This window comes from Massilia sp. METH4 (genome assembly GCF_037094685.1).
Lineage (GTDB): Bacteria > Pseudomonadota > Gammaproteobacteria > Burkholderiales > Burkholderiaceae_D > Rugamonas.
Map to the genome: position 1 here is coordinate 4,318,742 of NZ_CP146614.1, position 24,037 is coordinate 4,342,778.

Here is a 24,037-nt window from a genome sequence, read left to right on the forward strand (position 1 = left end):
AAGGCAATCTCATCATGGTCGCACTGGTCATTGCGGAACACGACAACGCCGTCCTGAAGGCCGGCACCCTGAACACCATCACCGCCGCCGCACAGTGCTGCGGGGAAGTCCACCTGCTGGTTGCCGGCGCCGATGCCGGCGGCGTGGCCGAGGCCGCGTCGCAACTGGCCGGCGTGGCGAAGGTGCTGTACGCCGACGCCGCGCACTTGCGCGATGGACTGGCCGAGAACGTGGCAGCGCAGGCGCTGGCACTGGCACCTGGCTACAGCCATATCCTCGCGCCGGCCACGCCATACGGCAAGAGCATCCTGCCGCGGGTGGCAGCGCAGCTGGACGTAGCCCAGGTTTCCGAGATCACGAAGGTGATTTCGGCCGACACGTTCGAGCGGCCGATGTATGCCGGCAATGCGATCGCTACGGTGCAGGCGCTCGACGCGGTAAAGGTCATCAGCGTTCGCACTACCGGGTTCGAGGCGGCGGGGCAGGGCGGCCATGCGGTCGTCGAACGCATCGCACCGGTAGCCGATACGGGCAAGTCGACGTTCCTGTCGCGTGAAGTTGTCGCATCCGCCAGGCCCGATCTCACCGCTGCCAGGACGGTGGTGGCCGGCGGGCGCGGCATGGGATCGGGCGAGGCGTTCAAGGTGCTGGAGCCGCTGGCCGACCGCCTGGGGGCGGCCATGGGGGCCTCGCGCGCCGCGGTAGACGCCGGCTTCGTGCCGAACGACTGGCAGGTGGGGCAGACCGGCAAGGTGGTTGCGCCGCAGTTGTACATCGCCGTGGGTATTTCCGGCGCAATCCAGCACCTGGCGGGTATGAAGGATTCGAAGACGATCGTGGCCATCAACAAGGATCCGGAAGCGCCGATTTTCAGCGTGGCTGACTATGGCATCGTAGGCGACTTGTTCGACATAGTGCCTGAACTGGTGCGCGCACTCGATTGATCACCAGTGCGCCGCAGCACTGCTGCGACGGCATGACCGGAGCTGGTAGCGTCCATGGGTTCAAGCGCCTTGTGAGCCATGATGCCATGGTCTCTATTTCCGACAGTCGTGCGCCCACGAATCTGGTGACAAGTCGTTCCAGCACCGCTATGCACCTGAGGAACAATTCGGCAGCAAGGGAACGGCTTTCAACTCCGGTCGGCACATCTGGCATCGGCGCCCATGCAGTGATGTCGTCGCCTTGTCCACATGCTGGAGTATGGCTGCGGTACCACTTCGCATCACCATTTGCGATTTCTACGGTAGCCGGTCCTGCAGTGACTGGCGAAGCGGTTTACTGCTGACTGGAGTTGGGTGGATAGATTATCACCGACAGGAACGTGATCGGACACTCGATCAACCGTTCCGGACCATGCGGCACTTCGCCGCGGAACGTGAGTGCGTCGCCTGGCGAGAGCACGTAAGTGCTGTCGCCGTGCCGGTATTCGATCTTCCCCGTCAACATGTAGATGAATTCGGTGCCTGGGTGCTCGAAGGACGGGAAGATTTCCGATTCGTGGTCGATCGTGATCAGGAACGGGTCAAACGTCTTGTTCGGTCCCTGGTCGTACGACAACAGATGGTAGGTGTGCCCTCGCTTGCTGCCGCGGCGCACCACCTCCATCGCCTCTTCCTTCCTCACCAGCTGGGCGCTGCCGCTGGGCATGTCGTAATCGCGGAACAGCGTGGCCATCGTCACGCCCAGCGCATGCGCCAGGCGCGACAGCGTGTCCAGGCTGGTCGCCGTCTGCGCGGTTTCGATCTTCGACAGCATCCCTCGGCTGATACCCGCCTTCTCTGCCACGTCCGCGATCGTCAGGCCATGCTGCAGGCGGATGCGGCGCACCGTATTGCCGAGGTGATGCGCCAGCGCATCCCCATTACCGGCTTCACTCATTGTTCGTTTTTCCATCCCCGAATCATCTCATACCTGCCAGCCACACCGAAGCGACCCCATGATCGCACATTATTTAACATAAGGAAAAAAAGTTGACCTATAGTGCTCTCGGTGTGCATCATATGAAAAAATAGTTCATTATATGAATCATGGCGGATCGCGCTGGCATGATTCCGAGGGTAATAGGTTTGTTTCTCGCGATAAATTTATTAACCGTACAAAGGATTGTCATGTCTTCTTCCGACACCTCGCATTTTTTCGAGCAGCACGGCACGAAATTCATCCTCGCCCAGTTCGTCGATATCCACGGTGCTGCCAAGGCCAAGACCGTGCCTGTCAAGCATTTCAGTGACATTACCGGTCGTGGAGCCGGCTTTGCCGGCTTCGCGATCACGGGCATGGGTATCGAGCCGCACGGCCCCGACTTCATGGCTGTTGGCGATGTGTCCACGCTGGGTAACGTGTCCTGGCAGCCTGGCTACGCCCGCATCGTCTGCGACGGCCATGTGGACGGCAAGCCATGGCCGCACGATCCACGCGTCGTGCTCAAGCGTCAGGTCGAGCGCCTGGCCAACCGCGGCCTGACGTTCTTTACGGGCCTGGAACCCGAGTTCTCGCTCCTGAAGCGCACGCCGGAGGGCGGCGTCGCGCCGTTCGACGACACCGACGTGCTGGCCAAGCCGTGCTACGACTACAAGGGCCTGGCGCGCGCCGGCAACTATCTGGAAAAGCTGGTGGCAGCACTGCAGGGCAGCGAGATCGACGTGTTCCAGATCGATCATGAGGATGCCAACGGCCAGTTCGAGGTGAACTACACCTTTGCCGACTGCCTGCGCTCGTGCGACCAATTCATGCTGTTCAAGATGGCCGCGTCCGAGATCGCCCATGAACAGGGGCTGATCTGCTCGTTCATGCCGAAGCCGTTCGCGAACCGCCCTGGCAACGGCATGCACATGCACATGTCGCTCGGCGACGGCAAGCGCAACCTGTTCGAGGACAAGAGCGACCGCCGCGGCCTGGACCTGTCGAAGCTGGCCTACCAGTTCCTGGCCGGCGTGCTGAAACACGCGCCGGCGCTGACCGCGCTATGCGCGCCCACGGTGAACTCGTACAAGCGCCTTGTGATCGGCCGCTCGCTGACGGGTGCCACGTGGGCCCCCGCGTACATCAGCTACGGCGACAACAACCGCTCGTCGATGGTACGCGTGCCGAAGGGGCGCCTGGAACTGCGCCTGCCCGATGGCGCGTGCAATCCCTACCTGGCCACGGCGGCCGTCATCGCCGCGGGCCTGGACGGTATCGACAACGAACTCGATCCGGGCGATCCGCAGAACATGAACCTGTACGAGCTGTCGGACGCGCAATTGAAGCAGAAGGGCATCGGCATCCTGCCGCAGAACCTGCACGCCGCCGTAACGGCGCTGGCACAGGATGGCGTGATCCGCGAGACGCTGGGCCCCGTCATCGACACCTTCATCGAATTGAAGCACATGGAATGGATCGAATACATGCGCCATGTGTCGGATTGGGAATTGAAGAGCTACCTGCAATCGGTTTGACGAATTTTCGAGAAAGGACTGACACCATGTGTGGAATCGTGGGACTGCTGGTGAAGACACCGGCACTGAGGGAACGGCTGGGGGAGTTGATGATGCCGATGCTGATCGGGATGACGGAGCGGGGGCCCGATTCGGCCGGCCTCGCCGTGTTCACCGATCCGCTGGCCGGCACCCTGCGCCAGTACAGCATCTACTCCGGCCTGATTGAAGGGGGCGACCGGTTCGACTGGAGCGCGCTCGCCAGCCAATTGCAGGGGCACAGCGATAGCCGCGTCACCGTGGAAGCGAAGGGCAACCATGGCGTGATCAAGGCTTCCATCGCGCCGGCGCCGTTCAAGGAGTGGCTGGCCGCGACCTGCCCTGGCCTGTTCCTGCTGTCGGCCGGCCGCTCCATTGAGCTGTACAAGGATATCGGCACGCCGGCCGAAGTGGCCGAGCGCTACCGCTTCAGCGCACTGAAGGGCACCCACCTGGTCGGCCATACCCGCATGGCGACGGAATCGGCCGTGACGCCGGACCGCGCCCACCCGTTCACGGCCGGCGAGGATTTCTGCCTCGTGCACAACGGCTCGCTGTCGAATCCGAACGCGATTCGTCGCAAGCTGCAGCCACTCGGCATCCATTTCGAGACGGACAACGACACCGAGGCGGCGTGCCGCTTCATCGAATGGCGCATGCGCGAAGGCGACGACCTTGAACGCGCGCTGCAGGCGGCGTTCAAGGAACTGGACGGCTTCTATACGCTGCTGATGGGTACCGCCGACAAGCTCGCCTTGGTACGCGACCCGTTCGCCTGCAAGCCGGCCGTGGTGGCCGAGACCGACGACTACGTGGCGATCGCTTCCGAGTTCCGCTCGCTGGCGCACCTGCCCGATGTGAAGAACGCTCATGTATTCGAGCCCGCACCTGAGGAGATGTACGTATGGACAATCTGACTTTCGACCTGGCCGCCACCCCGTTGCGCGAGGTGAACGGCTTCCTGCACAAGCAGGCCCGCGAACTGGAAGGGGCCACCGTGGCAGTGCTGAACCCGAACGGCGCGCACAACATCGCAGTGGGCCTGAACACTCCGGTGAACGTGGAGATCATGGGGCATGCCGGTTACTATGCCGCCGGCATGAACCAGCTGGCCAACGTGACCGTGAACGGCAGCGCTGGCACCGGTGTCGCGGAAAACATGATGAGCGGGAAGGTGCACGTGAAGGGCTTTGCCTCTAACGCGGCCGGTGCTACGGCGCAGGGCGGCCTGCTTGTGATCGATGGCGACGCGGGTCTTCGGTGCGGCATTTCGCTGAAAGGCGCGGACATCGTCGTTGGCGGTTCCGTCGGCAGCTTCTCAGGTTTCATGGCCCAAGCTGGCAACCTGGTGGTCTTGGGCGACGCGGGCGAAGCGCTCGGCGACTCGCTGTACGAGGCCCGCATCTTCGTTCGCGGATCCGTGAAAAGCCTGGGCGCCGATTGCGAGAAGAAGGCGATGCAGGCCGAAGACCGCGCGATCCTGGCCACCTTGCTGGAACGCGCCGGTCATGGCGACCTGGATCCCGATGCCTTCACGCTGTACGGTTCGGCCCGCACCCTCTACAACTTCCACGTCGATAACGCAGGAGCATACTGATGAGCGACAACCATACCCCCAAGACACTGCCACGATTCTCGGCCACGTTCGACCCTCACACCTTGGCGGAGATCCGCCGTGCCGCCGCCACCGGCATCTATGACATCCGCGGCGCTGGCACCAAGCGCAAACTGCCGCATTTCGACGACCTGCTGTTCCTGGGCGCCTCGATCAGCCGGTACCCGCTGGAAGGCTACCGCGAAAAATGCGGCACCGACGTGGTGCTGGGAACGCGCTTTGCGAAGAAGCCGATCCACCTGAAGACGCCGATCACGATCGCCGGCATGAGCTTTGGAGCCCTGAGTGGCCGGGCGAAGGAAGCGCTGGGCCGCGGTGCCTCGCTGGCTGGCACCAGTACCACCACGGGCGACGGCGGCATGACGCCGGAAGAGCGTGGCCAGTCGCAGATGCTGGTCTACCAGTACCTCCCGTCGCGCTACGGCATGAACCCGGACGACCTGCGCAAGGCCGACGCGATCGAGGTCGTAATCGGCCAGGGCGCCAAGCCTGGTGGTGGTGGCATGCTGCTAGGCCAGAAGATCAGCCCTCGCGTGGCGAAGATGCGCTGCCTGCCGCAGGGGATCGACCAGCGCTCGGCCTGCCGCCACCCCGACTGGACCGGCCCGGACGACCTGGAAATCAAGATCGCCGAGCTGCGCGAGATCACCGATTGGGAAAAGCCGATCTACGTGAAGGTGGGCGCCACGCGGCCTTACTACGACACGGCGCTGGCCGTGAAGGCGGGCGCGGATGTGATCGTCCTTGACGGCATGCAGGGCGGCACGGCTGCAACGCAGGAAGTGTTCATCGAGCACGTGGGCATCCCGATCCTTGCGGCGATCCGCCCCGCAGTACAGGCGCTGCAGGACCTGAACATGCACCGCAAGGTGCAGCTGATCGTCTCTGGCGGCATCCGCAACGGTGCGGACGTGGCCAAGGCGCTGGCACTGGGCGCCGACGCGGTAGCGATCGGTACGGCGGCCCTCGTCGCGCTGGGTGACAACGACCCGCAACTGGAAGCGCAATACGCTGCCCTGGGCTCCGCGGCCGGCGCCTACGACGACTGGCACGAAGGCCGCGACCCGGCTGGTATTACCACGCAGGACCCGGCGCTGGCCGAACGGCTCGACCCCGTGCTGGCCGGCCGCCGCCTGGCCAACTACCTCGCCGTCATGACGATGGAAGCACAGGTCATTGCCCGTGCCTGCGGTAAGTCGCATCTGCACAACCTGGAACCGGAAGACCTCGTGGCGCTGACGATGGAGTCGGCGGCGATGGCGCAGGTACCGTTGGCGGGGACCGGCTGGATACCAGGCAAGACGGGGTTCTGAGACTGGCGGAATGAGAGCGCAACAGGCGCCGTACCGCCAGGGAAGAGGAAGGAGACCACCAGCGTGCCCGTCCGGGTGGCGCACGCTGGCCGGCCGGCGCCCGCGTCGGCATGCGACCCGTCGATATCGATCAAAGGAGCATTGCATGAAGCGCTTTATCGGCATGGCCTTGTTTACTTCCCTCGGCTGCTGGTCCGCCTGCGCCTTCGCCCAGGGACCGGTGGATAAGGGCGATATCACCTGGATCATGGTGGCCACGGTGCTGGTGATCCTGATGGCGGTGCCCGGTCTTGCCATCTTCTACGGCGGCCTGGTGCGTAGCAAGAACACGGTGTCGGTCCTGACCCAGACCTTCGCCATCTTCGCCGTCATCGGCACGCTGTGGGCCATCTACGGCTATTCACTGGCGTTCACCGAAGGGAACGCCTTCATCGGCGGCACGGGCCGGCTGTTCCTGCAAGGCGTGTCCGTGGACAGCCTGGCGGCCACGTTCAGCAAGGGCGTGGCCGTGCCCGAATTCGCCTACATCGCCTTCCAGATGACGTTCGCGGCGATCACGCCCGCGATCATCATCGGCGGCATCGCCGAGCGGGCGAAGTTCGGCGCCGTGCTGGCCTTCGTGGTGCTGTGGTTCACGTTCTCCTATCTGCCGCTGGCGCACATGGTCTGGTTTTGGGCCGGCCCGGATGCGTACACCGATCCGCAGGCGGCCGAAGCGGCCACCGCCATGGCCGGCTTCCTGTTCCAGCGCGGCGCGCTCGACTTCGCCGGCGGCACGGTAGTGCACATCAACTCGGCGGTGGCCGCGCTGGTGTGCGCCTTTTTGATCGGCAAACGTACCGGCTACGGCCGCGAGAACATGCCGCCGCACAGCCTGGCGATGACGCTGATCGGCGGTTCGCTGCTGTGGGTCGGCTGGTTCGGCTTCAACGTGGGCTCGAACCTGGAAGCCAACGGCCCCGCGACGCAGGCCTTCCTGAACACGTTCATTGCTGCCTGTGCCGCCGGCACCAGCTGGATGGCGGGGGAATGGCTCGTCAAGGGCAAGCCGTCGCTGCTCGGCGTGGTGTCCGGCTCGATCGGCGGACTGGTCGTGATCACGCCGGCCTGCGGCTTTGTCGGTCCAATGGGCGCCTTGTTCATGGGCCTCGCCGGCGGCATCGTCTGCCTATGGGGCGTGACGGGCCTCAAACGCCTGCTGGGCGCCGACGATTCGCTTGATGTGTTCGGCATCCATGGCGTGGGTGGCATCTTTGGTGCGTTGCTCACCGGTGTGTTCGCGGCCCCTGAACTGGGGGGCACGGGTGTGTACGACTACGTGGCGAACAAGATCGGTACATACAGCATGGGCGCACAGGTCATGGCCCAAGCCGAGGGCGTGGTAATCACGCTGGGCTGGTCCGGATTTGTTTCCCTGGTGGCTTTCAAACTGGTGAACATGATCGCTGGATTCCGCGTGCCGGTCGAGCAGGAACGAGAAGGGTTGGACTTGGCTTCACATGGAGAGACGGCTTATCACTAAACGGCCAGCTTTTTGACGCATCTACGGTGTTGGAAGACGTACCGCTTGGAGCGGGACGCAGAAGGCATGGCGTCGCAGCCTGTTTGTTCGGTGTGCCGAGCATGAGGGCTTGGTCCCCGGTATGTCTGGCCTGCCCGCTGCAACGTTCGCTCCACGTCGTCGAAGTCCTTGCATGACCTTTTCACTCTTTGCAAATGACGGCGATGAGCCTCACCGATCACTGAACTGAATAGGTGGATGGACAAGGCTTCCGACATGTAGATGCATCATTGCAACTTGCCTTTTCGTAAGCGGGCTCGGCAGGTATGGCGTACGTATGTCGACCGCATTCATGTACTGGCATGTCGTGGGAACTAAAAAATTCTGCGAGAAGCCCCCACGAGTCATGTTATGGTATACCATAATACCAACGGGTGCTGATGTGTTCCCGTCGGTATCCGAGCGATGTAATGCAGCGTCTAAACCCGAGGTGTTCGGGTTTTACCAAAAAATTTCCGATATGAAAATATATGCGTGGGTTGGCCTCGACTCAAGAACTGCACTTTCGCATCGACGCGGTGAAGGTAAGTGCAGAAGCTGACCCGGGCCGCAATGCGATGAGTTCCAACAGTAAAAGTACATGGCATAGACCGTTGACTTACTGATCGCGTGGGCAATTTATTGAGTGCCTGTGGAATCGGATATCAAAACTAGAAGTCAGGGCGGTGCGCCGCGAACGATTAATTCATTCTTCGTCCGCAATCCACCGACCCGCCAATGCAATGAAGTCCGGCCGTCGGACGATCCGGCTTTACCTGCGAGCTTTGATGAGCGAGGAGGTCATAGTCAATCTATCAAGTTGGATATGGAGACACCATGAAAGATGCAGGAAACGACAACAGCGTTCTGGAAATCGAAAGCAATTCGATCGAGTACGTCCGGGCGGAACACCGGCATGGGAAGCCAAGCGATCTCTTCACTCTATGGTTCTGCACGAACGTCGCGCCGCTGGCCGTGATTTCGGGGGCAACCTCCGTGCTGGTGTTCAAGCTGGACCTGGTCAGCGCCATCGCCGCCATCCTGGCCGGGCAGTTCTTCGGTGCCATTTTTCACGCGCTGACCTCGGCGCAGGGTCCGCTCGTCGGCGTTGCCCAGATGATCCAGAGCCGCGCCCAGTTCGGCCGTTATGGCTCGCTGCTGGTCGTCGGGTTCACGACGATCATCTATCTCGGGTTCTTCGTCTCCAACATCATCCTCGCCGGTACCACGCTGCACACGGCGGTGCCTGTCGTTCCCACTTCGGTCGGGACGGTCATCGGCGCCATCCTGGCCACGCTGATCGGGGTGATCGGATACCACTTCATCCACCGCTTCAACAAGATCGGCGCATGGTTCATGGGCATCGCGTTGCTAATCGGTGTCGCGCTGATCCTGCCGAGCCTGGACGCCCAGGTACTGCAGCGCGGGCAATTCGAGCTCTCCAACTGGTTCGCCATGTTCAGTCTGTGCGCCATCTGGCAGATCAGCTTCGCGCCGTACACGTCCGATTATTCCCGCTACCTGCCCCGGACGATCGGCTTCGGCAAGACCTTCGCCTTCACCTACTTCGGCACCTCCCTCGGCACGATTTTCGCGTTCCTCTTCGGCGTCCTGGCGGTCAGCGCAGGGCAGGCCACCGATGCCATGCAGGCGGTGCAAACCCAGACCGGAATGTTTGGCTACGTGCTGATCTTCCTGTTCCTCGTGAATATCATCGGGCACAACGGCATGAACCTGTATGGCGCCGTACTGTGTTTCATCACGGCCGCGCAGACGTTCCGCCCCGACTGGGTGCCGGGCCGCAGCGTGCGCGTTGCGGTATCGACGGTGCTGTTGCTGGCATCGACCGCCATGGCGCTTTGGGCATCGAGCAATTTCCTGTCCATTTTCCTGACGGCGGTCTTCGCCATGCGCATCGTGCTGGTGCCGTGGATCGCCATCAACCTTGTCGACTTTTACCTGGTCAACGACCGCTATTACCAGGTATCGGAAATCGTCGGCAGCGCCAACGGCGTCTACGGGAATTTCAACTTCAAGGCACTCGCCGTCTATCTCCTGGGTATCGCTGTGCAGGTGCCGTTCATTGCCGAAAGCTTCTACAAGGGTCCCTGGGCAAATCTCATGGGTGGCGCGGACATCTCGTGGATGGTGGGCCTTGCCGCCTCCGCGCTGATGTACTACCTGTGCGCGGCCAAGACGGACCTGGGTTCGCTGCGCAGCACAGCACTCCACGTTTAACCCGGCCAGCCTTCCGCGTCCGCCGCCCCGCCGGCGGCGAACGTCCTATTCCTATACATGAGCGCCAGGTAATGCCGCCGCTTTCGATCGAGCAGGCGCTCCGATGGTCGCTAATCGTCCCGCCCATCCTGCCTATCTTCGTCGATTCCTCGAACCGGCCGGTGAGCGTGCGGCGCTCCTGCCCATGGGGTGGCGGCATTGCAGTGCTCGTACCTTAGCTGATGAGCGGGAGCGCGGCAAATCCAGACATCGCAAAAATCTTAAAAAAGGTCTTGTACAGCGTATGATGGTATACCATAATACAGTCATGCGATCGGCCACGTGGTGGATGGCGTTCTTACTCGAAAGGACTGAAGAAAATGGATGCAAAGATTCGTAAGGTTGTGACCTTCTTTGAAGAGACCCTGATCGAAGGCGGCAAGGAAGCTGGCAAGCCGCTGAAGATGTTCGGCGCGGCCGCCGTCCTGGCCAATCCATGGTTCGGCAAGGGCTTCGTGGAAGACCTGCGTCCGGAAATCCATGGCATTGCTCCGCAACTCGGCGAACTGCTGACTGCCCACATCCTGCGCATGGCCGGTTCGGGCCAAGCCGTTGAAGCGTACGGCAAGGCGGCGATCGTCGGCACGGGCGGCGAAGTGGAACACGCTTCCGCCTTGATCCACACGCTGCGCTTCGGTAATAAGTTCCGCACGGCTGTCGAGGCGAAGAGCTACCTGAGCTTCACCAATGTGCGTGGGGGCGCGAACTGCCCGGTCATGATCCCGATGATGCACAAGGGTGACGAAGGCATGCGTTCCCACTATCTGACGCTGCAGTTCTCGATCAACGACGCGCCAGCCCACGACGAGATCGTGGTCGCGCTGGGCGCTTCGATCGGCGGCCGCCCCCATCACCGCATCGGTGACCGTTACCAGGATCACAAGGAGCTTGACGGCAATGAGGCTTGAAACAGCAATGCCGCTGCAGGTGGATTCCGGCGTGGCCAACGGGACTGCATTTTCCGTCTACGGAGAGGGTGCGCCCGTCGTCCTGATCCACGGTGTTGGCATGGCGCAGCGCGTCTGGGAACCCCAGATCGCCGCGCTGGCCGTGCAGCACCAGGTCATCGTCTACGACATGCTGGGCCATGGCGACAGCAAGCTTCCCACGGAAGGCGCCACGCTTGCGGACTATGCTTACCAGCTGGCGCAACTGCTCGACCATCTCGACATCGCCGAAGCCACGGTGATCGGACACTCGATGGGCGCCCTCGTGGCACTGGAGTTTGCTGTGCTGTATCCAAAGCGCACCGTCAAGGTTGCGGCGCTCAATGCCGTGTATCGCCGTACGCCGGATCAGCGGCGCAGTGTCATGGAGCGCGCCCACCACTTGGTCGAGACGGGTGTAGTGGCGACCCTCGAGTCGACGATTGCCCGCTGGTTCGGCGATCCCGTTCCCGAGGCGCTGAAGGAAAGCGCGGCGTTGACGCGGTCCTTGCTGTCCAGCGTCGACCTGACCGGTTATGCGCGCACGTACCGCCTGTTCGCCAGCCAGGATGAAGCCCATGTGGCTCGCCTGCCGTCCCTGGCGGTGCCAGCGCTGTTCATGACCGCCGAATTCGACTCGAATTCCACCCCGGCCATGTCGCGCGCGATGGCCGAAGCGACGCCTGGTTCCAAGTGTGTCGTCATCCCGGGCGAGCGGCACATGATGGGTCTCACCGCGCCGGAGGAGGTCAACGGGCATCTCCTGCGCTTCATCGATACGCCCGTGCTTTAAAGAGCGCATACGCAAGCACCAGCCAGAAAGGGTATTGACATGACATCACCAACCACCATCGACCGCCTGGAATTCCGCAAGGCGCTGGGTTCGTTCGTCACGGGCGTGACGATCGTGACGACCACCCAGGCGGATGGGACGAAGCGCGGCTTCACGGCGAACTCGTTCACCTCCGTCTCCCTGGACCCGGCGCTGATCCTGGTCTGCATCGGCAAGACCGCTTCGAGCTATCCAGTCTTCTCGGAAACATCGCATTTCTGCGTGAGTATCCTGGCGGAAGACCAGAAGCCGGCGTCCAGCGTGTTCGCCACCAAGGCGGCGGACAAGTTCGAGCAGGTCGCCTGGCACGAAGCCGTGACGGGCAGCCCGGTGATCGATGGTGCTGCGGCCTGGTTCGATTGCCAGTCCCACCAGGTCATCGATGCGGGCGATCACATCATCCTGCTGGGACGCGTCGTCGATTTCGGCTACACGGAAGTCAGCCCGCTGGGATACTGCCGCGGCGCCTACCTGACATTCAGTCTGTCGCAGGATGCCCTGGCCGCCACCGATGGGCGCGCGAAAGTGGGCGCGATCCTCGAACACCAGGGCAGCATTGTCCTGCTGCGCGGACCCGACGACACGTTCAGCCTGCCCACCGGCACCTCGCTGGAGACGGTTTCCGGCCCCGGCAGCCTGCGCGGCCTGCTCGGCAAGCTGGGGATCAACGGCCAGCTCGACTTCCTGTTCGCGGTCTACGAGGAGTGCAGCAAGGCAAATGGCGCGGTCTACATTTACTACCGTGGGCAGGTAGTCGGCGACTTGCCTGCCAACGAGGCGATCCAGGTCGTACCCCTGAACGACATTCCCTGGGAAAAGCTGCCCGACAACGCTGTCCGGTCCATGCTCAAGCGTTATGTCAAGGAGCGCACCGAGGATGCATTCGGCGTGTACGTTGGCGATACCACGAACGGCGCGGTCCGCTCGCTGGCCTCCGTTGCCGTATAGATTCGTTACCTCAGTCGTATCAGAAAGCCAGAAAGGTATTCCAATGAAATTCTCCCTGTTTCTTCAAATCGAGCGCTACGACGAGACCAAGTCGCAATCCGAACTGTTCGATGAAATGACCGAACTGGTCCGGATCGCGGAAGAGGGCGGTATCGAAACCGCCTGGATCGGCGAACATCATGCAATGGAATTCACCATTGCGCCCAACCCATTCATCAATTTGTCCTACCTGGCTGCGAAGACGAGCAAGATTCGCCTAGGTACCGGCAACGTCATTGCGCCGTTCTGGCATCCGATCAGGCTCGCGGGCGAGGCTGGCATGACCGACATCGCCTCGCAAGGCCGGCTAGACTTGGGTATTGCGCGCGGCGCATACAACTTTGAATACGAGCGCCTCATGCCTGGACTCGATGCCATGAGCGCCGGCGCGCGCATGCGTGAACTGGTCCCGGCGGTGCAGAACCTGTTCCGCGGCGATTACGAACACAAGGGCGAATTCTGGTCGTTCCCCATGACGACGCCCCAGCCGCGCCCGATCCAGCAACCGCATCCGCCGATGTGGATCGCGGCACGCGACCCGAACTCCCATGACTTTGCCGTTCGCAACGGCTGCAATGTCCAGGTGACGTCGCTGGCGTCGGGCGACGCGGAAGTGGCCAGCCTGATGGACCGCTTTCAGACCGCATGCGCCGCCAACCCGGAAGTGCCGCGCCCGAAGATCATGATGCTGATGCATACATTCGTCGGGGAAAACGAAGCCGAACTCGACGACGCGGCACAGGACCTGAGCAAGTTCTACTGCTACTTCAGCAAGTGCTTCAAGAACGAAAAACCGATGCATCAGGGATTCGTGGAATCTCTGACCGCTGAAGACATCGCGTCTTTCCCGAACTACGCGCCCGAGCTGATGCGCAAGAACCTGGTGATTGGCCAACCGCAGGACGTCATCCAGCGCCTGAAGGCCTATGAGAGCCTGGGTTTCGACCAGTACAGTTTCTGGATCGACAGTCACATGTCGTTCGAACGCAAAAAGAAATCCCTGGAGCTGTTCATCAAGGAAGTCATGCCCGCGTTCAACGGCTGACGCGAAAATCACGAGGGGAAACTGTAAATGTTACGACGCTTTCAACAGTACATCGATGGCGAGTTCTGCAATGGCAGCTCGACCTTCGATAGCATCAATCCTGCCACGGGGAACACCTGGGCGACCATGCCGGCCGCTTCGGAGCAGGATGTCGACCGCGCCGTGCGGGCCGCGGACCGGGCGTTCAATGCGCCGGAATGGGCTGGCCTGACGGCCAGCCAGCGCGGGAAGCTACTGCATCGCCTGGCCGAATTGATCGAGCAGGAAGCCGGCAACCTGGCCGAACTGGAAACGGCCGATACCGGCAAGATCATCCGCGAAACGCGCAGCCAGATTAGCTACGTGGCGGAGTACTACCGCTACTATGCGGGTCTGGCCGACAAGATCCAGGGCGCTCACCTCTCTGTGGACAAGCAGGACATGGAAGCCTACCTGCGGCGGGAGCCGATCGGCGTTGTGGCTGCCATCGTTCCGTGGAATTCGCAGCTGTTCCTGTCGGCAGTGAAGGTGGCGCCCGCTCTCGCGGCAGGATGCACGATCGTCTTGAAAGCGTCCGAGGACGGCCCGGCGCCTCTGCTGGAATTCGCCCGCCTCGTCCACAAGGCAGGCATCCCTGCCGGCGTTGTCAATATTCTCACTGGCTTCGGCGCCGATTGCGGCCGCGCGTTGACCAGCCACCCCTTGGTATCCCGCATTGCCTTCACGGGCGGCCCGGAGACCGCTCGCCACATCGTCCACAATTCCGCCGCGAACCTGGCCTATACCACGCTGGAACTGGGTGGCAAGTCGCCAGTGCTGGTCTTCGACGATGTCGATATCGACAGTGCGGTCAATACGGTAGTCGCCGGCATCTTCGCCGCCAGCGGGCAGAGTTGCGTGGCCGGTTCGCGGCTGCTGGTGCAGCGTTCAATACGTGACCGTTTTCTCGCGAAACTGGTGGCGAAAGCCGAATCGATCCATATCGGCAACCCGACGGACATGTCCACGCAGATGGGTCCCCTGGCCACGCGACGCCAACTCGACACGATCGAGGCAGTGGTGGCGCGCAGCATCGACGCCGGTGCCGTGGTCATGACGGGCGGGAAGCAGCCGGCAGGCATGACCGATGGCTTCTATTACACGCCGACGATCCTGGATTGCCCGGGGCCTTCGATCCCGAGCGTAATGGAAGAACTGTTCGGGCCCGTCTTGAGCGTCGTAACCTTCGACACGGAAGACGAAGCAGTCGTGCTCGCTAACGGAACCGACTACGGCCTCGCCGCTGGCGTATTCACGCGCGACCTGACCCGCGCGCATCGGTTGATCAAGAAATTGCGCTCCGGGATTGTCTGGGTGAACACCTACCGTGCCGTGTCCCCAATGATGCCCTTCGGCGGCTACAAGTTGAGCGGCCTGGGCCGCGAGGGTGGCCTGGAATCAGTGCTCGACTATACGCGCACGAAGTCAGTTTGGATCCGCACGTCGGATGAACCGATCGACGATCCTTTCGTCATGCGCTGAGGGATAACCGGATGTACTACGAAATCAGAACCTACCGCATCAAGACCGGCGCCGTGCCCGCGTATCTCAAGCTGGTGCAAGAAGAAGGCATCGCGCTACAGCAAAAGCATTTGGGCACTTTGATCGGATACTTCTACTCCGAAATCGGGCCACTCAATCAGATCGTGCATATCTGGGCATATTCCAGCCTGGATGAGCGGGAAGAGCGAAGGCAGCGCCTGGCGAACGATCCGGCCTGGATCGCCTTCGCCCCGAAGATCCAGGCATTGCTGGAAGAGATGGAAAGCAAAATCATGAAGCCGGCTGCGTTTTCGCCGCTGCAGTGATCCGGAGCGTGCCCACGCGCACATTACGGCGCGGCGGCCGCCGTGTCGAGTTACGAGAACAATTGGAGATGGTATGCAGGTATTGGAATATTCGGATCTGGTCAGGAACCGTTGCTATATCGGCGGCGAATGGGTGAGTGGTGACCAGCAGATGGCGGTATATAACCCGGCCACCAATAAGATCCTTGCCCACGTGCCGAAGTTGGGGGCAAAGGAGACGACTGCGGCCATCAATGCCGCGAATGCCGCCGGTATCGGCTGGCGCGCGCTGACCGGTAAGGAACGCAGTGTTGTACTGCGCCGCTGGCACGACCTCATCATGGCTAACATCGACACCCTGGCGCGCATCGTGACGGAAGAAATGGGCAAGCCCTTCAGCGAAGCGAAGGGAGAAATCCTCTACGGCGCCGGCTACATCGAGTGGTTTGCTGAAGAAGCCAAGCGCGTGTACGGCGATGTCATCCCGGGTCACCAATCCGACAAGCGGCTTATCGTGATCAAGCAGCCTGTGGGAGTCGTTGGGGCGATCACGCCGTGGAATTTCCCCAGCGCGATGCTGGCCAGGAAGCTCGCCCCCGCCCTGGCGGCTGGCTGCACCATCGTGGCAAAGCCCGCGGAATCGACCCCACTTTCAGCATTAGCGTTGGCTTTGCTTGGCGAAAAAGCGGGAATCCCGAAAGGCGTCATCAATATCGTTACAGGCGATCCGATCGCCATCGGGAAGGAACTCACCAACAATCCGCTGGTGCGCAAGTTGAGTTTCACCGGTTCCACGGCCGTCGGCAGGATGTTACTGCGCCAATCGGCCGATACCGTCAAGCGGGTCAGCATGGAATTGGGGGGGAATGCCCCGTTCATCGTCTTCGACGATGCCGACCTGGATTCGGCCGTAGAAGGCGCATTGAATTCAAAATACCGTAATGCGGGCCAGACCTGTGTCTGTACCAACCGATTTTACATCCAAGATGGAATCTATGAGCAATTCCTCGGTAAATTGAAAGCCCATGTTGAAGCAATGAAGGTCGGCAATGGATTTGACGAGGGCGTCCAGCAGGGGCCATTGATCAATGAGATGGCCATCAGAAAAGTCGAAACATTGATTCGTGATGCAGTGGAAAAAGGCGCTCAGGTAGTTTCGGGTGGGCAGCGTCATGCATTGGGTGGAACTTTCTATGCTCCAACTTTGCTTCGAGACGTGACGCCGAAAATGCGTATTGCGACCGAGGAGATATTCGGTCCGGTAGCTGCTGTATTCCGTTTTTCCAGCGAGGCAGAGGTCATCCATCAGGCAAATGATAGCGAATATGGACTCGCCTCGTATTTCTATACGAAGGATGTGGGGCGCGCATGGCGTGTTGCGGAGGCAATCGAAGCGGGCATGGTCGGCATCAATACTGGACTGATTTCCACGGAAGTTGCCCCCTTTGGCGGTATCAAGCAGTCCGGATCCGGGCGCGAAGGCTCCCGCCATGGTATCGACGATTATCTTGAGTTGAAATATGTTTGTTTCGGCGATATTTGATACAGCAATCCGCTGCATGCTATGTAATTGCGCCGCTAAATTGTGCGCATAGCGCTTCAACAGGGGAACCGGCGTAGTAGCAAAACCACAACAATAATGGAGACGCGATTGTATACAAGGGTTTTTTTATTTGCCATTGCGGGCACCCTCGGCCAGCTGGCATCAGCACAGACCGGTGTCACGGTATATGGTGTCGTCGACGCAGGTATCGTCCGCGAGAGCGGCGGTCCGCAGGGCAGCGTAACCTCGCTGCAGTCCGGCGTCCAGAGCGCCAGCCGCCTGGGCTTCAAGGGCATAGAGGATCTCGGCAGCGGCCTCTCCGCCAACTTCAAGCTGGAAACCGGCATCAACGTCGACAACGGTTCGTCCACACAAACCGGCCGGCTCTTCGGTCGCCACGCCAGTATCGGCTTGGCCGGGGGCTTCGGTTCGGTCGACATCGGGCGATTCTTCAATGTCGTCACCAATGCCATGATCGCCGATCCCTTCGGCGCCGGCCACGAGGGGGCCTACAGTAATATAATCAATTTTGCACTGAGAACCCAGAATGCAGTGTATTACACGTCGCCCACTGTCGGTGGTTTCACGGGCGAAGCTTCCTATGGGTTTGGCGAAGTCCCGGGTCACAGTTCCGCAAATCGGGATATCGGCGCGGCGATTGGTTATGCTGCTGGACCATTGACGGTGAAAATCGCGCGTGAGGAGACCGAAAACGGAACCGGTAAAAACAAGCTAAGGATCAGTAATATCAATACAGTTTACGATTTTCGTTTTGTTAGGGTTGGTCTTGCCTATAATGTCAATAAAGACGATCTCATTGTGGACTCCCGCGACTGGCTGGTCGGTGCGTCGGTTCCGTGGGGCTTACATACACTGATCGCATCCTATATTCGTCACAAGGACAGAACTTCAGCGGCACAACATGCCTCCCAAATTGCGATTGGGTACACCTATACGCTATCGCGCCGCACCAGCCTGTATATGTCGCACGCGCATATCGTCAACAAGAATGGGGCGTTATTCACTGTTGGAAATATGACTGAATATGGTACGGGCAACAAGGGCACTGCGCTTGGAATAACGCACCGGTTTTAAAGAGGGTGACAAGGTGGCAAGAGACTTTCCGCGTTTGACGTGAAAAGTCTTTTCGCTCTACAATTGCATCCGGATCAAATTGTCAGGAACTAAGATGCTGAAGATTGCCAGGGATACGAAAACATTGCGGGAGCTCACGCTGGAAAAAATGCGGGAAGCAATTCTCAGCAATTACTTCCGTCCTGGGCAACGTCTCGTCGAACGGACGCTCTGCGATGAATTGGGCGTCAGCCGCACCATCGTGCGCGAAGTACTGCGTCACCTGGAGACGGAGGGGCTGGTCGAGTCTGTTCCTCAGCAGGGGCCTGTGGTGGCAACCATCGACCCGCGCAAGGCGGCGGAAATCTATGAAATCCGGGGCCTGCTGGAAGGGCATGCTGCACGTGCTTGTGCGGAGCACTGCACTGCTGAAGTCATCGCCGAACTGTCACTGAAAGTCGTTGAAATCGAGAATGCCTTCAACAACCAGGACTTCCGGATGGTCCTGGAAAAGACCACCGACTTCTACAAGGCTATGTTCATCGGAGGCGGCAAGGCCATGGCGTGGGAGATCGTCCAGTCGCTCAATGCCAGGATCAACCAATTGCGTTCGATGACCATCGGTTCGGCAGGGCGGGGCGCGGTGGCCATTGCGGAAATGAACGCGATCCTCGATGCCATCAAGCGCCGCGATGGCGAGGACGCCCACCAGCAATCGCTGAAGCATATCCAGAGCGTCGCGCGACTGGCAGCTGCCAAGCTGGGCGAAATCGACGAAGCCACCGGGTCCTGAACCCGGGTCTAGCACCAGTAGGACGGCGCAATGCTATTGTCCTCGTATTGCAAGAAAGTCCCCGATCACTGGCCAGAATTTTACTCTGCTGCCGCGTTGCTTCCCCTACCCCTCCTTCTCTAGGTGTCTTATGCAGTCAGCGAAGGGGCAGCAGAATCGGTATCGACTCTGACGTTGGCGTGCTGGCGCCCCGTGCCACACTGTCCAGTGGCACCAGCGGATTCGTTTCGGGATAGTACGCACTCAGGCAGCCACGAGGGATGTCGTACTAGACTAGCATGAAACGTTCGGCGCGACGCACGATACCGTCAATCCCACACACTCGCCATGTCGACCCACTCGCCGGGGGCAAGCGAAGCATGTCGAGATCAAGGCGGTTTGCAAACACTACGCGGCACGTGCCGAAGACACTGCGGTAACGGTCTTCCATGCCGTAAATGGTCGTGTTGTACTCGTCGTGCGAGCGCATGGTCATCAGCATGAACAGCGCCTTGCCGTGGTGGCCGCGGGCCCGATGGATGCGCGTGTCCTTGTCGATTCAGTGAACAATGAATTGCGCCTTGCCGCTGCCCGTCGTCCACTCGCGTTCGCGCGAAGCGCGGTATTGTGTTATTGCGGTTACGGTCACGGCACTTGCGCGAATGTTCACGGGTGAATTTGTCTGCATTAGCCTTAGCGAGCGAACGACCTGTCAGTGTTGCGCAATAAAGGACAAGACGGCAGAGTTGAACGCCGCTGGCTGCTCCCAGGCGGCGGCGTGCCCGGCCTCGGCAATCACGGCATAGCTCGCATTGCGCACATGGGGCCTGAGCAGTGCAAACAGTGCAGGCGGCACGTATAGGTCGGCCCCACCGGTGAGGAACAGCGTTGGCGGCTGCAGGCGCCGCAGGGCGCGCTCGTCGATCCGGTTTTCCATCGTCGGTCGGCGCGGCACGCCTTGTCGAGCGAGTTCCTCAAGGGCGATCCAGCGTTGGGTGCCGCCTGGGTTGAGGGCGCGGTAGGCCGGGCCAAGTTCCTTGATATGCGAGGGCAGGGCCAAAAATTCCGGGACGAGCAGGCGCGCCGTCGCCGCGACGAACTCCGGCGTATCGACTCCCCCCAGGCTCGATGCGATGATCAGGCTCCTGAGCTGGTCCGGGTGGCGCAGCGCAAAATCCATCGCGGTAAATCCGCCGGCGGCGGTGCCCAAGAGATGGAAGGCCGGCAATTGCAAGTGCCTCGCGACAGCCAGCAAGTCGGCGGTGTCAGAGGCCTGGGCGGCGGGCGAATCCACGGTCGAACGAAAGTGCCCGCGCCGCGAATACACGATGACGCGATACCCCTTTTGACTGAAGTAAGCCTGCTGGTGGCGCCACGAAGCCCCGCTGCCGGTTGATGCGTGCAGCAAGACGATCGGTACCCCTGCGCCGCCGCTGTCCTGGTACCACAACGATGCGCCGTCGCCACGGACATACCCCTCGGCTGCCGGCGTGAATTCCGGCTCATCAGACCACATCGCCTGCGCCGGATAATATCGGGTGGCGTCCACTGCGTCCTGGGCTTGGCGCTCTGACGCCGTTGGGATGTTTAGGGCTGGAATGTTGTCGCGTATGGGCGCGAAGGAACGGCTGTCGTCCACGGCCGACCCCACGGTAGATCCGGCAACCGGTTGCAGGGTCGAACAAGCCGGTGTGACAAGGATGCCAGCCGTGAGGCCGGCGTACAGGAAAGCCTTCATTATACCCTCGAGGTTAAGGAATCACCCTTGCCGGAACGGTTGGCGCAGCGCAACCGCCGCCGCGCGATCCGGGGGGCTAGGCAAGCGTTCGCCAGCCCGACAGCGCAGCGCGCACCGGTCTGGCCCATTGCTTTGCTGCCAAGGCAGGTCAAACATGGCCAGCCGCCAGTGCCATGCTGGCAAACAGTGTGCCATCGTCGCGCGCCGTCACCTTCAGCACGTCTTCCATTCCGGCGATTCCGGTCTGGCGACGCACGACGTCGTTCTCGTTGGTGTACACCGAAGGGCCACGGTGCCTGTAGGCCTTGTGCGTCGCCTGGATGGTGTTGAGCAGCGACTGTGGGAAGTAGAGCTGCGTGGTCATCATCATCCTGTCGCTCAGGAAGGCGCGCACGTGGATATGGGCCGCACGCGGCGAGTACCATCCAGGAACGATGGTGCGGAACTTGACCTTGCCGTTCGCGTCCGTGGTCTGCACGCCACGGAGCCAGCGTTCGTTATCTTTCTCTTGCACGTGACCCAGTTCGTTCACCGAGCGCATGTCCGGCAGTTTGTTCGGATCGTTGAACAGGTAACCGCTGTACTCACCCTCGGCATTGCAATGCCAGATCGAGACCGCGATTCCCTTGACCGGCGCGCAGCTGGCATTGGCATTCACAACCTGCAGCTCGAGTTCCAGCGGAATGCCGGGCTGGTCTTCGCGGATGTCGGACCGCAGGATTCGCTGGTCGATGTAATAGGGACCCTCGAGTGCGGCCGTCGCAAGCCGGCACATGTTCGGAATCTTGTCGAGCATGTCGCCGATCTCCGCCGCCTGCTTGATGTTCTCCTGCGCAAACACAGGTGAGAGCAAGCTGCTTACGGGCGTCAGCACTGCTCCCATCAGCCCTGTCAGCACAGTCTTGCGCCTTACCAGGAATTCGGTTGGTGCTTCTTCATGTGCCTTAGGGCTGGTGTAGTCGAGCAACTTTTTCATGGCATATCCTCTCGGTTTCATTTTTATCCCGGCCGTAGCGGGTAACTTATGCTACTCGTGACTTGCCAAGCGGCTCGCACGCCATTGCTTTAGCCGCTAAGCTCGTGTGTGCCTGGTCGGCCGGTATCAATGTGCTCCAGCGAATCGCACCGGGGTTTTGTAGCTGCTCGATTGTTTGAGAGAATGCAGCCTCTACAAAGCCTGGGACGATTCACTAGAGTTACCTCGCCTGTCTTGAAATGTACCACCTGGACAGGGGACGTCTGTTGGCGCAGTGACGCCGGCTAAGTGGCACTTGAAGCCTGAAGGGACTTACAATAGGCAGCCCATGCAGACATCAGCTCTCGGCGCTTCTCGAATAGATCGCTGCGAAAATAGGCCGCCTCTGTGGCATCCTTCAATGAATGCGCCAGGGCAGCCTCACACACCTCGGCTGGAAAACTGGTTTGCTCTGCTGCCCAATCGCGGAATGTAGATCTGAATCCATGCATTGTGAACTCCAGGCCCAGCCGACGAAGCTGCACGGTGAATGTCATATCACTGTGCGGCTTTCCCCGGGGGGAGGGAAGACCAGGTCAGTTGGACGCGCGTCTTTTAGCGGCCGGTTACGGGCACGTTCCCGGAGGATTTCCAGGGCACATTCCGACAGCGGTATGCGATGTTCGACACCGGCTTTCATGCGCGGCGCAGGGATTGTCCACCTTGCTTTTTCCATGTCGAACTCGCTCCAGACGGCCAGACGGACCATTCCTGTCCTGGCCGTTGTCAGGATCGTGAACTCCATGGCTAGCCTGATCGAGGAGGATGCACCACAAGCGCGAATGGTTTGGATGACAGCGGCCACCTGACTATACGGGCAAGCTGCGAAATGCTTCGGCTTACGCAGGTCCTTGGTACGGGGCAGGGAGCGCGTAATCTGATCCCAGAGGTGCGCGTCTTGCGTTGTCCGAAGGTCTCGGGCTGCCGCCCAATCGAAGATCGCCTTCATGCGCTGGCGCACCCGCACCGCGGTCTCGTGGCGACTGACCCAGATTGGCTCGAGTACCGCCAGGATATCGGCCTTACCGATGTCGTTGATGTTCTTCTCACCAAAAATCGTGAATGCATAGGTGATCAGCGAATCGATCCACTGCTTTCCGTGTTTCTGGTTACGCCACGAAGTACGATGTGATTCATAGTACTCGATCGCACACTCAGAGAAGGTACGCGTTTTCTGAACAGCATCCTTCGCGCTCTGGCGTTGCGCCTTCCGGTGTGCGATAGGATCGATGCCTTCGGAAAGGAACTGACGACATCGGTGTGCTTCTTCCCGAACCACGGCAAGCGGTTTGTCCTTCACCGAACCCAGGCCCATCTCGCACCGCCGGCCGTGCATGTTGAAGAAAAACGCCCACGACTTGCTGCCGCCAGGGGCGACGCGTAGATAGAGTCCGCCGCCATCGCCATAATAGCCAGGCTCCTTCTTGGCGTTGACACTCATGACGGTCAATCCCTGCCAGCGCTGCCTTGCCATTTCTGCCCCCCTGTTTGCCCCCCCTTGCGAGTGAGCTTTTAGTGTACTTCCTGATCCATCTGGAGACGCTGAATCTACAATCATTCGGTGTTTTCATAGGGCGCCAGACTGCCCGGAGACGTTGGGAGCTTTTCGTAGACGTCAAAAATGCAGACACCGCCTCCGCCAAGTATTTTCAGAAAGCCCTTGAGTTCAAGGGCTTTTTGTTTTTCCGGGCCGCGTGTTGATAGTTCGCCCGTCTATATGCCCCCCTAGATTGGCCATAGAATCGTTGGGCACAGTGTTGTTGAGTTTGCTGCCTGCCCAATATACGCATGAGCGATAGAACCCTTGGATATGCTGAGGCCTGAGCGGGACGCTTGCGCTAGCCGGACTTAGAGCGCCTAACAAAACCCGCAGGGCAAGGCGCGGCGTCGAAGACAGTACACCTGTACGGCGAGACGCTGCAACGCAGCCATGGGGGTTTTGTTAGGCGCTCTTAATGTCATGGCCAGCGTCACTGCTTGCTACAACTCCTGATCCACATTATCAGGTGTACAGCCCCGGCGCTCAGTGGTTTGCGCGCGCGTATGCACTGTCGCGTCGCCGTCCTTAACGGTGTCCGTGACCGCGGCCGACAGCGT

General features: G+C 60.7%; 20 protein-coding genes and 1 pseudogene. 16 read left to right on the forward strand and 5 right to left on the reverse strand.

Annotated elements, in window-relative coordinates; translation table 11 throughout:
• Positions 1 to 14: 14 nt before the first annotated feature.
• A complete protein-coding gene (locus tag V6Z91_RS19040) occupies positions 15 to 944 on the forward strand; it encodes an FAD-binding protein (RefSeq protein WP_338759667.1) in 930 nt (309 codons plus the stop codon).
• Positions 945 to 1,278: 334 nt separating this feature from the next.
• On the opposite strand, the gene V6Z91_RS19045 is transcribed toward V6Z91_RS19040, so the two are convergent.
• Positions 1,279 to 1,881 (reverse strand): XRE family transcriptional regulator, encoded by a 603-nt coding sequence (locus tag V6Z91_RS19045; RefSeq protein ID WP_338759670.1) that lies wholly within the window; start codon positions 1,879 to 1,881, stop codon positions 1,279 to 1,281.
• Between the two features lie 230 nt (positions 1,882 to 2,111).
• On the opposite strand from V6Z91_RS19045, the gene glnT reads away from it, so the two are divergent.
• The 15 genes from glnT (at position 2,112) to V6Z91_RS19120 (ending at position 19,208) form a co-directional block, all read left to right on the forward strand.
• Positions 2,112 to 3,440, forward strand: a complete 1,329-nt coding sequence (gene glnT, locus V6Z91_RS19050) for a type III glutamate--ammonia ligase (RefSeq protein ID WP_338759674.1) — start codon at positions 2,112 to 2,114, stop codon at positions 3,438 to 3,440.
• A 26-nt stretch (positions 3,441 to 3,466) separates the two neighbouring features.
• On the forward strand, positions 3,467 to 4,375 hold the full coding sequence (locus tag V6Z91_RS19055; RefSeq protein WP_338759677.1) for a glutamine amidotransferase family protein: 909 nt from the start codon (positions 3,467 to 3,469) through the stop codon (positions 4,373 to 4,375).
• A complete protein-coding gene (locus V6Z91_RS19060; RefSeq protein ID WP_338759679.1) occupies positions 4,363 to 5,055 on the forward strand; it encodes a protein glxC in 693 nt (230 codons plus the stop codon). Before V6Z91_RS19055 ends, V6Z91_RS19060 begins: the two co-directional genes overlap by 13 nt.
• Positions 5,055 to 6,386 (forward strand): FMN-binding glutamate synthase family protein, encoded by a 1,332-nt coding sequence (locus tag V6Z91_RS19065; RefSeq protein ID WP_338759681.1) that lies wholly within the window; start codon positions 5,055 to 5,057, stop codon positions 6,384 to 6,386. Before V6Z91_RS19060 ends, V6Z91_RS19065 begins: the two co-directional genes overlap by 1 nt.
• Positions 6,387 to 6,531: 145 nt before the next feature.
• The gene (amt, locus tag V6Z91_RS19070; RefSeq protein WP_338759684.1) at positions 6,532 to 7,908 is read left to right on the forward strand and encodes an ammonium transporter; all 1,377 of its coding nucleotides are present in this window, start codon (positions 6,532 to 6,534) and stop codon (positions 7,906 to 7,908) included.
• 855 nt (positions 7,909 to 8,763) lie between these two features.
• Positions 8,764 to 10,164 carry a cytosine permease gene (locus V6Z91_RS19075; RefSeq protein ID WP_338759688.1) on the forward strand — a complete coding sequence of 467 codons (1,401 nt, stop codon included), beginning with the start codon at positions 8,764 to 8,766 and terminating at the stop codon, positions 10,162 to 10,164.
• A gap of 359 nt (positions 10,165 to 10,523) precedes the next feature.
• Positions 10,524 to 11,111, forward strand: coding sequence for an amino acid synthesis family protein (locus V6Z91_RS19080; RefSeq protein ID WP_338759691.1), 588 nt, complete (start codon positions 10,524 to 10,526; stop codon positions 11,109 to 11,111).
• Positions 11,101 to 11,922, forward strand: a complete 822-nt coding sequence (locus tag V6Z91_RS19085; protein ID WP_338759694.1) for an alpha/beta fold hydrolase — start codon at positions 11,101 to 11,103, stop codon at positions 11,920 to 11,922. The genes V6Z91_RS19080 and V6Z91_RS19085 overlap by 11 nt, the downstream gene beginning before the upstream one ends.
• A 39-nt stretch (positions 11,923 to 11,961) precedes the next feature.
• The gene (locus tag V6Z91_RS19090) at positions 11,962 to 12,909 is read left to right on the forward strand and encodes a flavin reductase family protein (protein ID WP_338759697.1); all 948 of its coding nucleotides are present in this window, start codon (positions 11,962 to 11,964) and stop codon (positions 12,907 to 12,909) included.
• Positions 12,910 to 12,952: 43 nt separating this feature from the next.
• A complete protein-coding gene (locus V6Z91_RS19095; RefSeq protein WP_338759699.1) occupies positions 12,953 to 13,993 on the forward strand; it encodes an LLM class flavin-dependent oxidoreductase in 1,041 nt (346 codons plus the stop codon).
• A 27-nt stretch (positions 13,994 to 14,020) separates the two neighbouring features.
• Positions 14,021 to 15,493: an aldehyde dehydrogenase gene (locus tag V6Z91_RS19100; protein WP_338759702.1), complete on the forward strand. Its 1,473-nt coding sequence runs from the start codon at positions 14,021 to 14,023 to the stop codon at positions 15,491 to 15,493.
• 11 nt (positions 15,494 to 15,504) lie between these two features.
• Entirely contained in the window at positions 15,505 to 15,819 is a 315-nt protein-coding gene (locus V6Z91_RS19105; protein WP_338759705.1) for an NIPSNAP family protein, read from the forward strand.
• A gap of 73 nt (positions 15,820 to 15,892) precedes the next feature.
• Positions 15,893 to 17,341: an NAD-dependent succinate-semialdehyde dehydrogenase gene (locus tag V6Z91_RS19110; protein ID WP_338759708.1), complete on the forward strand. Its 1,449-nt coding sequence runs from the start codon at positions 15,893 to 15,895 to the stop codon at positions 17,339 to 17,341.
• Between the two features lie 108 nt (positions 17,342 to 17,449).
• On the forward strand, positions 17,450 to 18,436 hold the full coding sequence (locus tag V6Z91_RS19115) for a porin (protein WP_338759711.1): 987 nt from the start codon (positions 17,450 to 17,452) through the stop codon (positions 18,434 to 18,436).
• A gap of 94 nt (positions 18,437 to 18,530) precedes the next feature.
• Positions 18,531 to 19,208 (forward strand): GntR family transcriptional regulator, encoded by a 678-nt coding sequence (locus V6Z91_RS19120; protein WP_338759714.1) that lies wholly within the window; start codon positions 18,531 to 18,533, stop codon positions 19,206 to 19,208.
• Positions 19,209 to 19,344: 136 nt separating this feature from the next.
• Here the strand turns inward: V6Z91_RS19120 and V6Z91_RS19125 are convergent.
• The 4 genes and pseudogenes from V6Z91_RS19125 to V6Z91_RS19140 form a co-directional block, all read right to left on the reverse strand.
• Positions 19,345 to 19,806, reverse strand: a pseudogene (locus tag V6Z91_RS19125) (CbbBc protein); the annotation flags it as partial.
• Positions 19,807 to 19,899: 93 nt separating this feature from the next.
• Positions 19,900 to 20,925, reverse strand: a complete 1,026-nt coding sequence (locus tag V6Z91_RS19130) for an alpha/beta hydrolase (RefSeq protein ID WP_338759717.1) — start codon at positions 20,923 to 20,925, stop codon at positions 19,900 to 19,902.
• Between the two features lie 148 nt (positions 20,926 to 21,073).
• The gene (locus V6Z91_RS19135) at positions 21,074 to 21,901 is read right to left on the reverse strand and encodes an intradiol ring-cleavage dioxygenase (protein WP_338759720.1); all 828 of its coding nucleotides are present in this window, start codon (positions 21,899 to 21,901) and stop codon (positions 21,074 to 21,076) included.
• 532 nt (positions 21,902 to 22,433) lie between these two features.
• A complete protein-coding gene (locus V6Z91_RS19140) occupies positions 22,434 to 23,414 on the reverse strand; it encodes an integrase arm-type DNA-binding domain-containing protein (RefSeq protein ID WP_338759723.1) in 981 nt (326 codons plus the stop codon).
• Positions 23,415 to 24,037 lie beyond the last annotated feature (623 nt).